The 17236-nt window shown below is 41.8% G+C and carries 15 protein-coding genes; 1 reads left to right on the top strand and 14 read right to left on the bottom strand.

The features are described 5' to 3' along the window. Positions 1-10: 10 nt before the first annotated feature. From FTT88_RS09645 to tatA, 4 genes are all read right to left on the bottom strand, one after another. Positions 11-2227 carry a PhoX family phosphatase gene (locus FTT88_RS09645; RefSeq protein ID WP_180004558.1) on the bottom strand — a complete coding sequence of 739 codons (2217 nt, stop codon included), beginning with the start codon at positions 2225-2227 and terminating at the stop codon, positions 11-13. A 220-nt stretch (positions 2228-2447) separates the two neighbouring features. Next, a complete protein-coding gene (tatC, locus tag FTT88_RS09640; protein ID WP_180004557.1) occupies positions 2448-3218 on the bottom strand; it encodes a twin-arginine translocase subunit TatC in 771 nt (256 codons plus the stop codon). Continuing rightward, complete coding sequence (gene tatB / locus FTT88_RS09635; RefSeq protein WP_180004556.1) at positions 3215-3691, bottom strand: Sec-independent protein translocase protein TatB; 477 nt, start codon at positions 3689-3691, stop codon at positions 3215-3217. Before tatB ends, tatC begins: the two co-directional genes overlap by 4 nt. Before the next feature lie 12 nt (positions 3692-3703). After that, positions 3704-3925 (bottom strand): Sec-independent protein translocase subunit TatA, encoded by a 222-nt coding sequence (gene tatA / locus FTT88_RS09630; protein WP_078189673.1) that lies wholly within the window; start codon positions 3923-3925, stop codon positions 3704-3706. 141 nt (positions 3926-4066) lie between these two features. Here tatA and FTT88_RS09625 point away from each other — a divergent pair, with 141 nt between their 5' ends. Next, positions 4067-4948, top strand: a complete 882-nt coding sequence (locus FTT88_RS09625) for a permease (RefSeq protein ID WP_180004574.1) — start codon at positions 4067-4069, stop codon at positions 4946-4948. Between the two features lie 36 nt (positions 4949-4984). On the opposite strand, the gene FTT88_RS09620 is transcribed toward FTT88_RS09625, so the two are convergent. The 10 genes from FTT88_RS09620 to FTT88_RS09575 all read right to left on the bottom strand — a co-directional run bounded on the left by FTT88_RS09620 (position 4985) and on the right by FTT88_RS09575 (position 17154). Then, positions 4985-5278 carry a hypothetical protein gene (locus FTT88_RS09620; RefSeq protein ID WP_180004555.1) on the bottom strand — a complete coding sequence of 98 codons (294 nt, stop codon included), beginning with the start codon at positions 5276-5278 and terminating at the stop codon, positions 4985-4987. A 65-nt stretch (positions 5279-5343) separates the two neighbouring features. Continuing rightward, on the bottom strand, positions 5344-5967 hold the full coding sequence (gene rdgB, locus FTT88_RS09615) for an RdgB/HAM1 family non-canonical purine NTP pyrophosphatase (RefSeq protein WP_078192870.1): 624 nt from the start codon (positions 5965-5967) through the stop codon (positions 5344-5346). A gap of 104 nt (positions 5968-6071) precedes the next feature. Further along, on the bottom strand, positions 6072-6662 hold the full coding sequence (locus tag FTT88_RS09610; protein ID WP_078189669.1) for a tetratricopeptide repeat protein: 591 nt from the start codon (positions 6660-6662) through the stop codon (positions 6072-6074). Continuing rightward, positions 6659-7252 (bottom strand): methionine biosynthesis protein MetW, encoded by a 594-nt coding sequence (gene metW / locus FTT88_RS09605; protein ID WP_067763682.1) that lies wholly within the window; start codon positions 7250-7252, stop codon positions 6659-6661. Before metW ends, FTT88_RS09610 begins: the two co-directional genes overlap by 4 nt. Next, a complete protein-coding gene (locus FTT88_RS09600) occupies positions 7252-8412 on the bottom strand; it encodes a homoserine O-acetyltransferase (protein WP_168377871.1) in 1161 nt (386 codons plus the stop codon). Before FTT88_RS09600 ends, metW begins: the two co-directional genes overlap by 1 nt. Positions 8413-8516: 104 nt before the next feature. After that, positions 8517-10214 carry a 2-isopropylmalate synthase gene (leuA, locus tag FTT88_RS09595; RefSeq protein WP_111884051.1) on the bottom strand — a complete coding sequence of 566 codons (1698 nt, stop codon included), beginning with the start codon at positions 10212-10214 and terminating at the stop codon, positions 8517-8519. A 263-nt stretch (positions 10215-10477) separates the two neighbouring features. Next, positions 10478-11584, bottom strand: a complete 1107-nt coding sequence (locus tag FTT88_RS09590) for an alpha-hydroxy acid oxidase (protein WP_180004554.1) — start codon at positions 11582-11584, stop codon at positions 10478-10480. Between the two features lie 33 nt (positions 11585-11617). Beyond that, complete coding sequence (locus FTT88_RS09585) at positions 11618-12301, bottom strand: Fe2+-dependent dioxygenase (RefSeq protein ID WP_180004553.1); 684 nt, start codon at positions 12299-12301, stop codon at positions 11618-11620. A 111-nt stretch (positions 12302-12412) separates the two neighbouring features. After that, positions 12413-14665 (bottom strand): TonB-dependent siderophore receptor, encoded by a 2253-nt coding sequence (locus tag FTT88_RS09580; RefSeq protein ID WP_180004552.1) that lies wholly within the window; start codon positions 14663-14665, stop codon positions 12413-12415. Between the two features lie 314 nt (positions 14666-14979). Beyond that, positions 14980-17154: a TonB-dependent receptor domain-containing protein gene (locus FTT88_RS09575; protein WP_180004551.1), complete on the bottom strand. Its 2175-nt coding sequence runs from the start codon at positions 17152-17154 to the stop codon at positions 14980-14982. Positions 17155-17236: the final 82 nt, after the last annotated feature.

Below are 17236 nucleotides of genomic sequence, written 5' to 3'. Positions count from 1 at the left end.
TAGAGTTTTTTTATGCGGTTTTTTGCGTTGGCTGAGCTTGTTCTACCGCTTCGCCAGCTATCACACCACCATTTTTACGGGTGATGACAACGGTTGCAGAACGTGGGCGTGAGGTCGCTGCAGCATTGGTTTGTGATGCAGGCCAGTGGCTGGTCGGTTCAGCATAGGATGCTGAATCTTCGCCGGGATGTTGCACATTGATAAAAATCGCTTTGTAGTCAGGTGTCATCGTCACACCTGTGATTTCACATTCTTTAGGTCCAGTCAGGAAGCGACGTAAGTTTTCATCATTCAGTTTTGCACCCACAATGGTTTCTTGACCCGATGAGGTCGTAGCTTTTGTGCCATCACCGACTTGACCTGGAAGTGCAGCAAGCATCATACAGTTGGTGGTATCGGTATAAGCACCGTCATCGGTTTGAATCCATAACACACCACGTGGGTCGAACCACATCCCATCAGGTGATGACAAGTCATTATTGTCATTTAGACCAGATAAGTTAATGTTGCTCGCCATTTTTGCTTCAGCACCAAACAGGTAAATATCCCAAGTAAAGCTGAGTGCTGTGGTTGTATCACCATCTTCACGGAAACGGATAATATGACCGTTGACATTGCCTTTACCACCTTCAGGGTCGGTGTAGTTACGAGGGTTGGCAGCATCTAGTGCATGCGTCGTACCACGGTTCGAGTTATTGGTGAGGGTCACATAGACTTCACCATTGTCTGGATGCACAGCGACCCATTCAGGGCGGTCCATTTTGGTAGCACCGACAGCATCTGCGGCAAGACGTGCGAAGGTCAGAACATCTGCTTGTGAGCTAAACGGATACACGCTGTTGCTTTGGTTTAAACCATTGACGTTATAGCTCAATTCAATCCATTGACCTTTGCCGTCGTTGTTAAATTTGGCAACGTATAACTTACCGTTGTTCATGTATTTGTCGCCCGCGGCATAGCCACCGTTGACATCTTTTTTATTCCATTTTTGGTCTGATACAAATTTATAGATGTATTCACCGCGCGAGTCATCGCCCATGTAAAACGCAAGGTTGTCATCTTCACGTAAGCGACTTGCACGGCAGTCTTCATGTGCAAAGCGACCCAGTGCTGTACGTTTTACGGGGTTTTCACGACGGTCAAATGGGTCGATTTCGACAATCCAACCAAAGGTGTTTGGACCATTACGATAATCTTCTGCTGCCTGAGTACCGGTAACATTCGCTGACCAACGGTCATATAAATCTTGTGACTCATTACTTCCAATCGCCGTTTCCCAACCATAGCGTGAGTTTGCACCCGCTTTTAGGCCATAACGGTTGAGTGCCACAATTTCAGCAGGACTACGTTTGGCATCATCTGCTTTCGCACGAGCGAAGTAACCAATGAAGTTTTCTTCTGTCGTCAGGTAAGTGCCCCAAGGGGTATAACCATTACCACAGTTGTTGTGTGTACCACGGGTTTGTTGACCATTGGCTGAAAACTTCGTACTGACTAAGCTTGAGCCTGCAACAGGGCCTTTAAAGTCCATTACGGTCGATGCGGTAATACGACGGTTAAATGGAGAGTTTTGTACCAGTTTAACGGCTTGAGTCTTGCTGTCTTTTTCAATTTGAATCACAGAAACACCGTGTGCATTGACTTCACGGATAACTTCATCTTCAGGGCGACGGTCATCTACTTTGGTTGGGCCTTGTGGGTGTAAGAAGGTTGGATTGATGTATTCATGGTTCATCACCAACAAACCTTGGTCAGACTGTTTGGCATCATAACGTCCAGAGGTGATATTTAAACCAAAGAAGCTCATACCGTCATGGCAGTCACCAGAGCGGAATTGGAAGCTCGGGCCAGAAGGAACATTGTTATCATCCCATGCTGGGTATGCAGGGTTAATCGAGTCACCCATCGCATATAGCACATGCGCTTGATAGCCTTCAGGAACGGTCACGATATCGTCTAAATTCTTTTTCACTGGTGTGAAATTGAATTTGGTCGGTTTTTGATTTGGATCGGTAACTGGTGGTTTGGTATTGCTATTTGAACCTGAGTCATTGTCATCATTACACCCCGTTAATGAAGATGCCAATGCAAGTGCGACGGCACCACTCGCAGTCTTGGTAATCAAGCTACGACGGCTGATGCGCTGTTCTAAAATGTCACGAAAATGAAGGTTATCCGAAGTGTTGTTATCAAGTTCTTGATCTTCGTTATATGGCATGTTTGTCATGAATTTAAATCCTGGCAAAGGTGTGCTGGGTAAAAGTTGATCACATAAAACTATAGATAAAATATGACAATGCTTTGAAGCTAATGTTGCAAACTGATGAAATAGGCGTTTAGATTTCGCTGCATGAAAATTGCAAAACATTAAATGGGCGCATAAAAAAAGAGGCTATCTCAGCCTCTTAGGTGTAAAACTCACCAAAATTGTCGAAACATCAGTCTACTTAAGTTGTAGATGCACGTCGTTTTTCAATCAGCTTGCCAAAGAATAAACCCAGCTCAAAGAGCATCCACATGGGAATGGCCAGCATGATCATCGAAAGCGCATCGGGTGGCGTGGCAAACATGGCGACAAAAAAACAGCCAACGATAATAAAACGACGCTTCTCCACCAAGGTTTGAGTAGACACCACCCCGATCAAAATCAAAATTAATGTGATGATCGGAATTTCAAAGGTCAATCCAAACACCAAAAAAAGCTTTAAGCAAAAACTTAAATAACTATTGATGTCCGTCATCGGGGCGACCGTTTCAGGCGAAACACTCATAAAAAAATGTAGGATGGACGGCAGGGCAACCCAATAGGCAAAGGCAATACCGACATAGAAGAGGACGATGCTGCCGAATAATAAGGGCATCGCTAAATACCGCTCTTTTTCATACAGTGCAGGTTTGATGAAGGCCCAAAGTTGATAAATCACGAAGGGCATCGCGAGCATTAGCGCGACAAAGAAATTCAGCTTAAACGGCGCCATAAACGTGGCGGTCACATCCGTTGCGATCATGGATGAGGTCATCGGCAACTGCGCACGCAGAGGCTCTGACATCAATTGATAGCTTTGATTGGCAAAGGGCAATAAACAAAAGAACAGAATCAAAATGAGTCCTGTAATTTTGATCAAATGCCGACGCAAAATCACCAAATGTTTGGTGATTGGCATTTCTTCCAAATCAGGCACAGTGTTCTGTGAATTATTCAGTGAAAGATCTGTCATACGGCCACCTGATATTCTGCTAATGCATCGGTCGAACTTAATGTAGGAGCTTGGTCTGTTTTAATCTCGTGCTTTTTTTTCATTTGGGGTGTAGCCACGGCAAAGATCGTGCTCTGACCACGTACGATGTACTGATAACGTGGGGATAAATTTTTATTGTCAGGTAGGACGGCTTCTTGTTGTTTTTGCGCAGTCTGTTCTATGGGGTGTTGCGTTTGTTGTAATTCATTCATCTGCGCTTGCATACGCGCTTCGAGCTGTTGAATACGTTGCATTTCTTTTTGCATTTCTTCACGAAGTTCGGACATGCGAAGCTCACGATCAATATCTGTTTGCACGTTACTGATCAGTCGTTTAACTTTCCCGTACCATTTACCTGCAAAGCGGATACCTTCAGGCAGTTTTTCTGGGCCGAGTACGATCAGCGCAATAATGCTGAACACCAGTAATTCGCTAATACCAATATTAAGCATTATGACAACCCCTTAGCTTTGAACTGAGGAATTGGTTTTATTTTGAGCTTCATGCTCTAGCGTGCGAGGCTCATTAAGCTGCGTATTTGCTGCGTCTTCATCACGCATCGATTTTTTGAAATCTTTGACCGCGCCGCCGACATCTTTACCCAAGTTTTTTAGCTTAGAGGTACCAAAGAGTAAAATCACCACAATTGCAAAAATCAGTACATGCCAAATCGATAGTCCAGCCATCTTGTTATCCTCTTGTTGGTTTGCACAACATTTCAGCAGTTGTAGATGACAGTGAAGTGACCAAGATGTTGCAGTTTAAAGACAGCCGCGAAGCTTATGTTCAGTGTTACTATGCATGGATTGAGCAGTGAGGGTGGTGTAGTGGCGTTTCTTCTTCCGATATTGGGTTTTTTAAGTGGCCTCGGATTGGCATCATTATCAGGAACCGCATCGCTCAAATCGATTTTTTCTAGCTTACTTGCACGCTGTTTTATTCCAGCCGTAATCATCTACAACATGGTGTTCTATCAAGCAGGCAGTTTAGCGCTGATGCTCTTTAGCTTTAGTGTTGCCGTGCTGATGTTTTATTTATTTCGCTGGCTGTTAAAAGATAGTTTACGTGCCTTGTGTGTCAGTTATTTGAACTTGGCTTGGCTGGGTTTTCCTTTTGCATTAGCATTGTTCGGCCCTGAAATTAGTGCAGCGATGGTGGCTTTGTATGTCGGTGGTTCTATCTTTGGCAATATGTGGGCTGTTACAGCCGTCAGTTCAGCCCAACTACCATGGTCGAGCGTGATTCAAAAAGTGGCGATGTCACCGCCTGTATTTGCCTTGATGATTGCAGGTGTCTGTCGAATAGTTGGATTACAACATTTAGAAGAACATCAGATCTTAGATTGGCTGTATCAGGCTGCAAAAATTGGAATGAGTTTCACAGGAATGTGTGTCTTAGGCATGTGGCTGCGCCAAACTAAGGTACAGTGGCGTGATCTGATGAACAGTAGTCGTATTTATGCGATGAAACTCACCGTTGGCGCGGTGATCTGTGGTTTGAGTTATGCCTTTCTTCCGATTCCCCAGATCGAGAAATATATTGGGGTGATGTTCATGCTGTTCTGCTTACCCCCTGCAGCCAATATTGTGGCTTTAGAAACGCATTATCAAGGAACAGGCACTTCGGCACGTTATATTGCTTCAGGTACGATTATGAGCTGCATCGTCGTTAGTATATATGGGTTAATTTTGCATCTTTTTTCGCTTTAAAATGAAAAGTGAATTATAGATGCCCGCATAGGGCGACTACTTGAGCTGTTTTCGAATCTGCCAATCACGCACGAGGGCGTATATCATTGCGATACCTATCAGGCCTGGAAATCCAACCTGACCTTGCGACAGATTAAGCATGATCGACAGCACGATCACCACTGCAAAAATAGCGTAAGTGGTACGAAAGCCTGAGGTGAGCGGGTAGGTTAGTTGCGCATGGCAATGAGGGCAGCTTATTTTTTGAAAACCAAGAAATGAGCGTGTTGGGATTTCAGTTGAAGTGTGATGGCAAGCGTTGCATATGATCTGTATCGGTTGAAGTGCCATAATTATTCTATTTTTATTCAGGGATTGGAGTTAATCTTTGGCATTAAGATTAACTCCAATTCAAATTATTTCAAACTTGCTTTAAATAATTTCATCGCCTGACCACGATGGCTGATTTTATTTTTTTCTTCTTTTGATAATTCAGCACTAGAAACGTTTAGTTCAGGCAGCCAAAACAGTGGGTCATAGCCAAAGCCATTTTCACCGCGTGCTGCTTCCATCACTTCACCGCGCCAAATCCCTTGGAAAATTTGTGGGAGTGGGTCTTCTGCATGTTGGACCAAAGCCAAGACACATACAAACATCCCTTCGATGGCTTCACCCTCTTTACGGAGTGGTTTGAGGTCAGCAAGCAACTTGGCATTGTTAGCGGCATCATTGCCATGTTCACCTGCATAGCGCGCAGAGTAAATCCCTGGTGCGCCACCGAGTACAGGAACGCAAATGCCAGAATCATCTGCAATGGCTGGCTTGCCTGAAATTTTCGATGCGTGACGCGCTTTGATAATGGCATTTTCAACAAAGCTTAGACCGTCTTCGATGGCATCTTCAATGTTCAACTGACCTTGTGGAATCACTTCAACAGGAAGATTAAGCTCGGCAAACATTTTTTCAAATTCTGCAATTTTGCCTTTGTTATTACTTGCAAGCACCAAAGTGCCTTGAGATAACCAATCAGTTGAAGCCATGTGAATATTCACCATAAAACAAGATTTGAGGCTATTTTAACAAGATGCTGTGGCTGACAGGCAATAAAAAAGCACCCGAAGGTGCTTTTTAAGATTCAAAAAACTTATTGCGCTTGAATCCATTTGTCTGCACGGTCACGTGCTTGACGAATTTGGTCTTGGCTTAAGTTGGCTGCCAAAGCGGTTTTCTTACCTTCAGACAAGCTAATCACTTTGTTGTCGAGCATGCCATCACGAGTAGAAAGCTCATACCATTGGTATGCACCCATGTAGTTTTTCTTTTGCTCTTCCATCATGGCTAAGTTAAAGCTTGCGCGGTTATCACCACGGCTGGCTGCTTTTTCGAAATATTGACGAGCAAGCGCTTCATCTTTTTTAGTCCCAATGCCATCAGCGAGCATACGACCCACATTGAGCTGAGCTGCAGATAAACCTTGATCGGCAGCAGCTTTGTACCATGCAAAAGCTTGACGTTCATCTTTTGCAACGTCTTTACCTTGTTGATATTTAGTGCCTAAGTAAAACTGAGCACCAGGCTGACCTGCTTTAGCAGCTTTACTTAAGCTGTGAATATCCATAATTGAATATTGTGCAGCTTGGCTAGAAACTGAAGATGATGGAGCAACATAATCCGCATGGGCTTGTATGCTAAAAAGTCCAATCAGTAGCGTCGTGCTTAATAATAATTTTTTCATAGAGCGCTCACTCGATAAATTGCGACTTCACCAAATAGATTTGGGAGACGTTTACTCAGTAAACTATCTTGTTGATCCCCATTCACGGCAAGTCGGTTAATAATCCGGATGTTATTTTCAGCACACAGCGCTTCAAAATCACGGAAAGTACATAAATGAATATTGGGCGTGTTATACCACATATAGGGTAACGCGTCTGAAACAGGCATCATTCCTTTTAATGCAAGGAAAGAACGAGTCTTCCAATGTGCAAAGTTTGGAAAGGTGATAATGGCCTGTTTCCCCACACGCACCATGTCTCTTAAAAGAACGTCTGGTGCATCTACAGCTTGCAAGGCTTGTGCCATAACCACATAGTCAAAAGACTGGTCGGCAAAGCGACTTAAACCTAAGTTCAAGTCCTGTTGGATGATATTTAACCCGCGACTGACCGCAATTGCAATCTTTTCTTGATCAATTTCTAAGCCATATGCACGAATATTGTGCTTTTTGCTCATATGTGCAAGCAGTTCACCGTCACCACACCCTAAATCGAGTACGCTTGAATCTGGTTTAATCCAACGTTCAGCCAGTTGATGATCAATACGCATTAGTTGGTCTCCTTCGGTGTTTCTTGCAGGTGTTTTACACCGCCTAGGAATGCACGTAAGCTTTTCACATATAACGGAATCGGGAACAAGAAAGAGTCATGACCTTGTTCAGCATCAATATCCACATAGCTCACAGGCTTATGATTACTAATTAATGCATCTACAATTTCTTGCGAACGAGCAGGGGTAAAACGCCAGTCCGTTGTAAATGAAACAACTAAAAATTGACACTTGGTTTTAGACATCGCGGTTTTTAATGATTGCTCATATTCACGTGATGGATCGAAATAATCTAAAGCCTTGGTCATGATCAAATAGGTATTGGCATCAAAGTTACGGCTAAATTGCTCACCTTGATAACGCAAATAACTTTCGACTTGGAATTCGACGTCAAAGCCATACATAAATTTACCTGACTTTAAGTCACGGCCAAATTTTTGTTTCATGGCTTCTTCAGAGAGGTAAGTGATATGACCGACCATACGGGCCAAGATCAAACCTCGCTTAGGATAACTATCATTTTCTAAATAGCGACCATCATGGAAATCAGGGTCAGACAAAATCGACTGACGCGCCACTTCGTTAAAGGCAATGTTTTGCGCAGACAGTTTTGGTGTACTGGCAATAATCACGCACTTTTGTAAACGATCTGGATAGTCCACAGACCATTGTAGAGCTTGCATGCCGCCTAAAGAGCCGCCAATCACCGCATACCACTGCTGAATTTCTAAACGATCAGACAACATGGCTTGGGTTTTGACCCAGTCACGGACAGTCACTAATGGGAAATCAGGACCATAAGGGCGATTGTCATTTTCAGGATTTGGAGAGGTCGGTCCAGTAGAACCGCTACAGCCGCCAATATTATTTAATGCTACGACAAAGAATTTTGACGTATCAATGGCTTTGCCTGGTCCAATACATGCGTCCCACCAACCCGGTTTACGGTCATCTTCATGATGATAACCTGCTGCATGATGATGGCCTGACAGTGCATGACAAATCAAAATTGCATTAGATTTGTCTGCATTCAGTTCGCCATAAGTTTCAACCATGAGCTCAAAACGTGGGAGTATGCGATCGCATTCGAGCTCTAACGGCTCTTCAAAAATAAACTTTTGTGGGGTAACTAAGCCCACTGAGTCAGCTGGAAAAGACACAGGAATAATTCGCCTTAAATCTTTAGTATGAATAATAAAAGGATACCACTTGAGGGTATCCTTCTAAAGTCATTTTATTGCTATTTGATATTTATAGCATTGAATTAGACTGCAGCAGCAATCACTTGTTCAGTACTCAAAACACCTTGTTCAATTAAACGGTTAGTGCTGGCAATAATCGCCTCGATAGATGCGGTCACGATGTTGTCATGCACACCTGCGCCGAATGCAGACTTACCTGTACCTTTCACTTGAAGCTCAATCAACGCCAAGGCTTTAGCATGTGCGCCTGAACTGATGCTACGTTCTTCATAGTTCAAGACATCAATCGGTAACTGCAAGGCATTTAAGATAGCAGAGATTGGGCCGTTGCCTTCACCACGTAATTGCTGGATCTCACCGTTCACTTCGACATCAAGCTCAATGACTTGTTTGCCATTTTCATCATGTAAGCGGTAGTTTTTCGCCGCATAATGCGTGTCTTTGGCAGCCACATACGTGTCTTTAAATAAAGACCAGATTGCTTGCGCAGAAATCTCGGTACCGTCTTCATCTGTTTTTTGCTGTACGATTTGCGAGAACTCAATTTGAATACGACGAGGCAACACCACGTTGTAATTTGATTCTAACAAGTACGCAATACCGCCTTTACCAGACTGTGAGTTGACACGAATCACGGCATCATAGTCGCGGCCCAAGTCTTTCGGGTCGATTGGCAAATAAGGCATATCCCACATTTCTTCGTTCTTTTGGAACTCGAAACCTTTTTTAATGGCATCTTGGTGTGAGCCAGAGAACGCGGTGAAGACCAAATCACCAGCATACGGATGACGAGGGTGTACCGGCAAGCCTGTGCATTCTTCAATGATTGAAATGATTTCGTTAATGTTTGAGAAATCTAAGTTTGGCGCAACACCTTGGGTATACATGTTCAATGCAATCGCTGCAACGTCCACGTTACCTGTACGTTCACCGTTACCAAACACACAGCCTTCGACGCGGTCAGCACCAGCCATAATGGCCAACTCAGAAGCGGCAATACCACAGCCACGGTCGTTATGACAGTGCACAGAAATAATCACACCGTCACGGCGTTGAATGTTACGGTGCATCCATTCCACTTGGTCTGCATAGACGTTCGGACCTGAAACTTCAACCGTTGCAGGCAAGTTTAAAATCACTTTGTTCTCTGGAGATGCTTCCCAAATTTCAGTGACCGCATCACAGACATCTTTAGCAACTTCTAATTCTGTTGCAGTAAAACACTCTGGACTGTATTGGAATACAAATTCAGTTTCAGGCTGTTTTGCAGCGTATTCTTTGACTTTCGTTGCGGCATTAATCGCTAATTGTTTTGCACCAGCAACATCAACATTCAACACTTTATTGCGGAAAGTTGGAGAATTTGAGTTGTAGATATGCACGATTGCGCGTTTTGCGCCCTGCAATGATTCAAATGTGCGTTGAATCAGATGATCACGCGCTTGAACCAAAACTTCGATGTACACATCATCAGGAATATGGCCGCCTTCGATCAACAAACGCGTGAAATCGAAGTCGATTTGTGATGCAGAAGGGAAGCCGATTTCAATGTGTTTGAAACCAATTTTCACAAGCATTTGGAACATTTTGAACTTTTGTTCAATGTTCATTGGCTCGAAGATCGCTTGGTTACCGTCACGAAGGTCGGTACTCATCCAGATCGGCGCTTTATTGATTTCGTTATTTGGCCATTGACGGTCTGGTAAGTCTACACGTTGGTACATGCGACGGTATTTTTTGCTTGGATCTGCCAACATCATGTGAAAACTCCTTATAGCACCGTGGATAAATGTCGTGGATAAACGGCAAGGTACTACTTATATAGATTGTGTCTATTCTAGCAATTTACAAGTTTAATTTCGGAGTCTTTAGCCGAAAGTCGAAATAAATCTGTAAAGATTCACATGACTTAGCTTTACCGTAAGCTCGTAAATGTATAACTAAATATTAGTCCATATATTCCGGAAATAATTTCCTATTTTTGCGTCAAGATGCCATTACTGGAAAATATTTTTCTATAAAATTAGCTTTTTTGAAAAATATAATCTTTATTAATCTCATCGACGGTGGCTGTTCCCATCAATGCCATCGTAATCTCAAATTCTTCTTTCAGTATTTTGAGTACATGTGCAACGCCTAAAGCGCCCGCAGTCGCTAAACCATAAATGCAGGGACGTCCGACTAATACGGCAGACGCACCCAAGGCTATCGCTTTAAACACATCTGAACCACGACGAATACCACCATCATATAAAACTGGGAAATCCTGAGGCACAACATTTTTAATCAGTTCTAAGGCGGTGAGAGGGGGAATGCAACCATCCAGTACGCGCCCACCATGATTCGACACAATAATGCCTTGTACACCGTGTTGCAGGGCAAGTTCAGCATCATGTGGACTAACAATGCCCTTTAAAATAATTGGTAATGAGGTTTTTTGACTCAGCCAAAGGATATCCGCCCATGTCGGTGCGATTTTCATCAGACCGTTAAATACGGGATGGTCGCCATCATTGAGCTCAGGCAATGGGATATGTGCAGGGGTATGTGGATGCTGCATGCCTTCAGGCAAATGAAAAAACACTCGACGTTCACGGTCACGAATCCCTGTATGCGGGGAATCAATGGTGACTACAATCGCTGTGTAAGCATGTTCTTCTGCCATCTTGACCAGTGATAATGACTTTTCGCGCTCACCTTGCCAATACAATTGGAACCATTTGTAAGGATTGTCCTGCTTTAACTCACGCATATCTGTATTGGTAAACGTGCTGAGGATCATATTGCTGCCAAGGACTTCGGCGGCGAGGGCTGTTGCAGCTTCAGCATCAGGATGAAATTGTTGTTGATGACCTATCGGGGCTACAAAAATAGGATGTGGGAAACGTTGCCCTAAGATTTCGATTTGGGTATGACCTTGGGTTAGATCTTTCAGCATACGTGGTAGCAGTTGTATCTGTTCAAACTGAGACAAATTGCCACGGACACTGTGTTCATCCATCGAGCCGCCTTGCAAGTACTGCCATACCATGTTGGAAAGGTGTTTTTCAGCCTCGACTTCATAATCTGCAATCGTTTGCAAATGAGCTGGAATCTGAGTGAGTGGCGCTAAAATGTTGTGATCAGTCATTGTCAGTTTGTCCATGTCTATTGACCTTAAGCTTTAAATTTCGGCCCATTTGCGGATAAGGTTGTGATACAGACTAGTCAACTTGACGACTTCACTATGTGCATCACCCAATTGCATACGCAAATTTTGAATGCTTTGATCGAGATTAAATAACATGTGACGCTCAGCATCTTCACGGATCATACTTTGCAACCAAAAAAATGACGCAATACGACAGCCTGCATACACAGGAGTAACTTCATGAACACTGGTAGATGGATACAAAATCAAATCTCCGGCAGGCAATTTCACTTCGTGGTAGCCATAGGTATCTTCTACCACAAGTTCACCACCCTCATATTCTTCGGGTTCACTTAGAAAAATCGTGCAGGACAAATCGGTACGAATTTTTTGATTGCTGTCAGGCATCCAGCGAATGGCATTGTCGACATGGAAACCAAACGTTTCACCATTTTCATAGCGGTTAAAATAGGGCGGCAAAATATTGAGGGGGAGAGCCGCTGATGTAAAAAGCGCGTGTTGTGACAATTCATGCAGAATAATGTCACCTAAATGCTGTGTTAATGGATGGTCTATATCTAGCTGTTGGTTGTTTTTTACATTTTTAGACAGTGAGCCCGTAGTTTTTTGACCATTAATCCATTCTACTTTTTGCATTTCTGTGCGGAAGTAGTTGACCTGTTCTTTACTCAATACATTTGGGATATGGTGAATCACGGCCTAACCCTTTGGAACTGTAATATTAATGTTTTGATCATATACAAAAATAGCCTCGAAGCGAGGCTATTTGAGTCAATACTATAAATTATTTATGGTATTTATTTTTTCTTAGTATTTGAAGTTTACAGACAGAACTGCGCTGCGACCTTCTGCTTCAGTGGCATAGTGAGATGCGTAGGCTTTAGTGAAATAACGTTTGTCAGAAAGGTTATTTACATTCAACTGTAAATCCACATTTTTGTTAACAGTATAACGCGCCATAGCATCGTAGCGTACATAAGATGGAGCCCATTTGATGTTTGCAACATCACCATAAACTTTGTCTGAATATACTGCACCACCACCCAAAGTTAATTGCGGCAATATCTTATAGGTAGTCCATAATGTTGCTGCTTGTTTAGGTACATTAGGCATTTGGTTGCCATTATAAATGGAATTATCTGTACAAGTTGCTGTTGAACCTGAACCACGGCATGATTTACCATTTTTTGTTAATTCACTATTAAGATAAGTATAACCTGCCGAAATATCCCATTTATCGGTAATTTGACCATTTAATCCTAATTCAACACCATCAACTTTACTTTCACCTACATTCGCATAAGTTGTTGGGTCAAGTTGTACACGAGTATTTTGTTTTTCAGTACGGAAGATCGCTGCTGTTAAATTCAAACGATCATTTAACAAGTCCCATTTAGTACCCAACTCGTAAGTTTGTGCTTCTTCAGGATCGATCATTTGGTTATTAGCATTTATGGTTTCGCTGTTATCTCCCCAACCAGCATTTAAGCCAACAGGACTGGCAGAGGTAGCATAACTTGCATAAATTGAACCATTTTCAACAGGTTTAAAGGTTATACCTGATTGATATGTAAAGAAGTCTGAATCATTGTTAGCTGTATATGCAGCAGCTGAAGATGTAGCACGAAAGTTTTGTGCAGCTTCAAACTTGTCCCAGCGCACACCAAGATCAAGTAACCATTGTGGTGTGATTTCAATACTATCTAATAAATATACAGAAGTGCTTTCAACCGTGGCATCAAAGTCTTGGCGGGCTTCTAGACGATCTAAAAATGGTTTTTGAGTTGGATTGTTTAGAGAAGTACACCAATTGCTTGAGAGGTCTTTACAGTCGCTGTAAAACCCCGTTGAGGAAACTTTGCCATCTTTACTGTTAATGATGTTATAACCACCTTTGTCAGTTTCTTGCTTGCTATATTCAGCACCGACATTAAAACTGTGATTAATGGCACCTGTAGCGAATTTACCTGTCAATGCTAATTGATTTGTAAAGGTATCGCTATCTGTGATGGCAGAGTTTTGACGATGCCATACTTTGCCATTGGCTACATTGCCTTTGGAGTCATCAGGGTTTGTCCAAACATAATCATTTTTAGATTTGCTGTACATTGCAGTGTTTGTGAGGGTTAAGTTGTCAGTTAAATCATGTTCTAACTTGATTGTTCCTGCTTGGTTTTCTTGTTTTTGGAAGTCACGATCTTTCCAACCATAATAAACGCCTTGTTTTACTTCCGCAGGTTTACCCTGTGGTTTACTTAAACCAGCATCCCAATATGGAACACCTGAATCTGGAGTGTCATCCGATTTTAAATAGTAATAACTTAAAGTTGCACGAGTAGGGGTGTCTAAGCCAAAAGTAATACTAGGGGCAATACCTGCACGTTTGTATTCAGCACCGTCAGCTTGACCTGCTTTCTCATTCATGTGTCCCATAACGGCAACACGTGCAGCAATCCCATTGCCAAAATCTTTATTGCCATCTAGTGTTACACGTGCATAAGCATCTGTACCGCCAGCAACAGTACCTTCTAAGTGGTCGCCTTTTTTAGCCACTTTAGAAATCATGTTGATGCTACCGCCAACAGTACCTGCACCACCCATAGCAGAAGCAGAACCTTTGGTGACTTCAACTTGTTCTATGGCAAACATTTCACGGTTTTGTGAGGTTGAATTACGAATACCATCTAAATACATTGAGCTTTCAGAGTTATAACCACGAATAAATGGACGGTCGCCATTTGGATTGCCACCTTCACCAGCACCGAGGGTAATTCCAGGTACTGTACGTAAAGCATCACTTAAAGTTGTGACTTGCGTGTCTTCAATCAGTTGCTTAGAAATCACTGATACTGATTTTGGTGTATCAAGAAGGGGAGCAACAAATTTAGCATTCGCAGATTTATCAACTTTTAAGCTTGGTGCTTTTTCAGCAGCAACTTCTTGGTTAATCGTTGGAAGTTGAGTAACTTGCTCTTGTGCGATTGCATTAACGGCAATAACAGAAAGAGAAGAAGCAATTGCTGAAGAAACAATTTTCTTACGTGTTTTAATGAAGGCCATTTCGAACCCGATTTGGAATAGTGAATTTGTATGCGAATAATAATGATTCTTATTTTTTCTTACATCTTTATGTAATTGTAAATGGCGATAAATAATCGTATCGTGATAGCCCTATTTAATGTAATGATATAACAAGTATTAATTAAGACCATGTTTTTATTGGTTATTGATAAAATGTATTGTTTCTTTATGTTTAATTGAGATTATAAATATAGACATGATTGTGAATTAAATAAGAATAAATCGTAAAGTGTTGATGCAAAAAAACCTGCCGAAGCAGGTTTTTTAGTTTTGTCTTTTATAAGTACTAAAAGTTAGAAATCATAAGAAATGGATAACCAGTAGTTGCGACCAGCTAAGTAAGTTCCAGCCATTGAAGAACCTATTGTCATGTAGTCATAGTACGATGCCTCTACATTTTGGCTATTGATATAAGTTCCATTGCTTGTGAAGTCTTTATCTAATAAGTTATTTACAGAACCATTAATACGAATATTGTCGTTAAGGTTATAACTTGTACCGAGGTTAAATAAATTATACCCCTTCAACTTATTGCCAGTTGCAGCATAAATGATGCCAGCATCACCAGCAGTTTGGACTGTACTATAACGTTTACGATCAGATTTATACTCATGCTGTAACCAAACATCGAGTGAAGGATTAATATGCCAAGTAGATGTCATATTAAAAGCATTTTTGGGTACGTTATTTAGGTACGAGCCTTTATTTTCACCTTTTGTGATCTCACTTTCCATATAGGTATATGCAGCTTTAATATCCCATTCAGGGATAATGCTGTATTTCAAGCTAACTTCAACGCCCTTAGTTTCTGCTTCATTGGCATTAATACTTTGTGAAAAACTATCTTGAGTAATATGGGAACCATAGCTGACACAACCTGCTTGGTTTGGATTTGTTTCAGAGTAACAGTTCCAAAGGTCAGCTCCATCAGTTATCAGGTCTTCAATTTTATTAAAGAATGCCGTTGTCGTTAAGTCAAAGCTACCTTTGTTGTAATTAAAGCCTAATTCATAGTTAGTGGATTCTTCAGGTTTAAGATTAGGAGAGCCGACACCAAAAGTTGCACCTTGACCACTAACACTAATCACGCCATTGTGTAATGCTTTTGCAGAAGGTGCTTTGTAACCCGTACTTACACCACCTTTCAGTGTTAGATTTTCATTAGTATTCCAAACTAAATATGCTCGTGGGCTGAAGTGACCACCAAAACCTGAATGATCTTCATAACGTCCACCTAAAGTTAAAGCAACTGAATCTAAAAGGCGCCATTCATCTTCAGCGTAGAAAGATAATGAGTCTTTTTTGAATTTTGAACCCACGCCCGCAATATCGTCAGCAATTTCTGCTTCTTTATATTCGGCACCTACTGTGATTTTATGATCTGCAATAGGCATGACGATATGTGTATCAGCAACAAAGTCAGTGTTTTCTAATGTACGATCTGTACCTGCAAATGCATTTAATGGGAATGTGTTTCGTGGAATAGTCCGGCCTACGGTTTCAGTAGTTGTATGGCTTACGTAAGATGACCATTTACCAAAATTATAGTTACCCTCATGTCCAGCAGAAATTTGATCACGGTTAAATTCTAGTTCGTCTTTATAACCATTAGCACGGCTCGGTGTGTCTTGAGTGCCCAGTCGATTATCATCATTTTTATAGTTTTGACTTGAATGGAAGCCATCTAACCAAAAACTATTTTTATCATCTAAGTTAAAGGATAATTTACCACCAAAATCAAAATTATCTGCTTCACTTGGGCGTGGGTCACGGCCAGATGTACCTGGAATACGTTCAGATTTTTGACGGTCTAAATAAGAACCGCGTAGCTGCATCCCTAATCGTTCGCTTATAAGAGGGCCATTTAAAACAAAACTGGTTTTTGCTGAGTCGGCTTCCCCATTATGTTCCATGAGGTTACCACTCACAGTAACATTACCAGTCCATGTATCAGACACTTTTTTAGTAATAATGTTGATTACACCACCCATTGCTTCTGAGCCATAGCGAGTAGCCATAGGACCACGAATGACCTCAATACGCTCAATTGCAGCAAGGGGTGGTAAGTAACCATTTGATGATTCACCGAAACCATTTGGAGTTACGTCAGAAGATGTTGTTTGGCGACGTCCATCAATTAAAACCAAACTATAGTCATTACCTAGACCACGCATTTTTACGTTTAAGCCGGATGTTTTACCAATACCGTCACGAATATCAATGCCCGGAATGTCAGCTAGTAAATCTGCAATGCTAGAAGCATTTTTCTTTTCTATGTCTGCTTTTGTAACAACACTGATTGAAGCAGGAGCATTCTTGATCTTTTGTTCAAAGCCCGCTGCAGAAACAACAATGGTTTCCATCTGTTGAGCTTGAGATTCAGTCGTTTCAGCATGTGCGAAACTCGTAGTAGTTACAATTGCCCCAAATAAAGCAGCGGAAAGAGGGTTGAGATTAAATTTACTCATAAAAGAATTCCAAATATGGACAAGATAAATATATGAAAATAAATTAAAAAAATATCATTAAGAATAATAGTGAGAAAGTTTC

Origin of the sequence: Acinetobacter sp. YH01024 (assembly GCF_013420195.1) — a bacterium.
GTDB classification, from domain to species: Bacteria; Pseudomonadota; Gammaproteobacteria; order Pseudomonadales; family Moraxellaceae; genus Acinetobacter; species Acinetobacter amyesii.
Note: the sequence above shows the minus strand (reverse complement) of the source record. Positions and strands in the feature narration are given on the sequence as shown.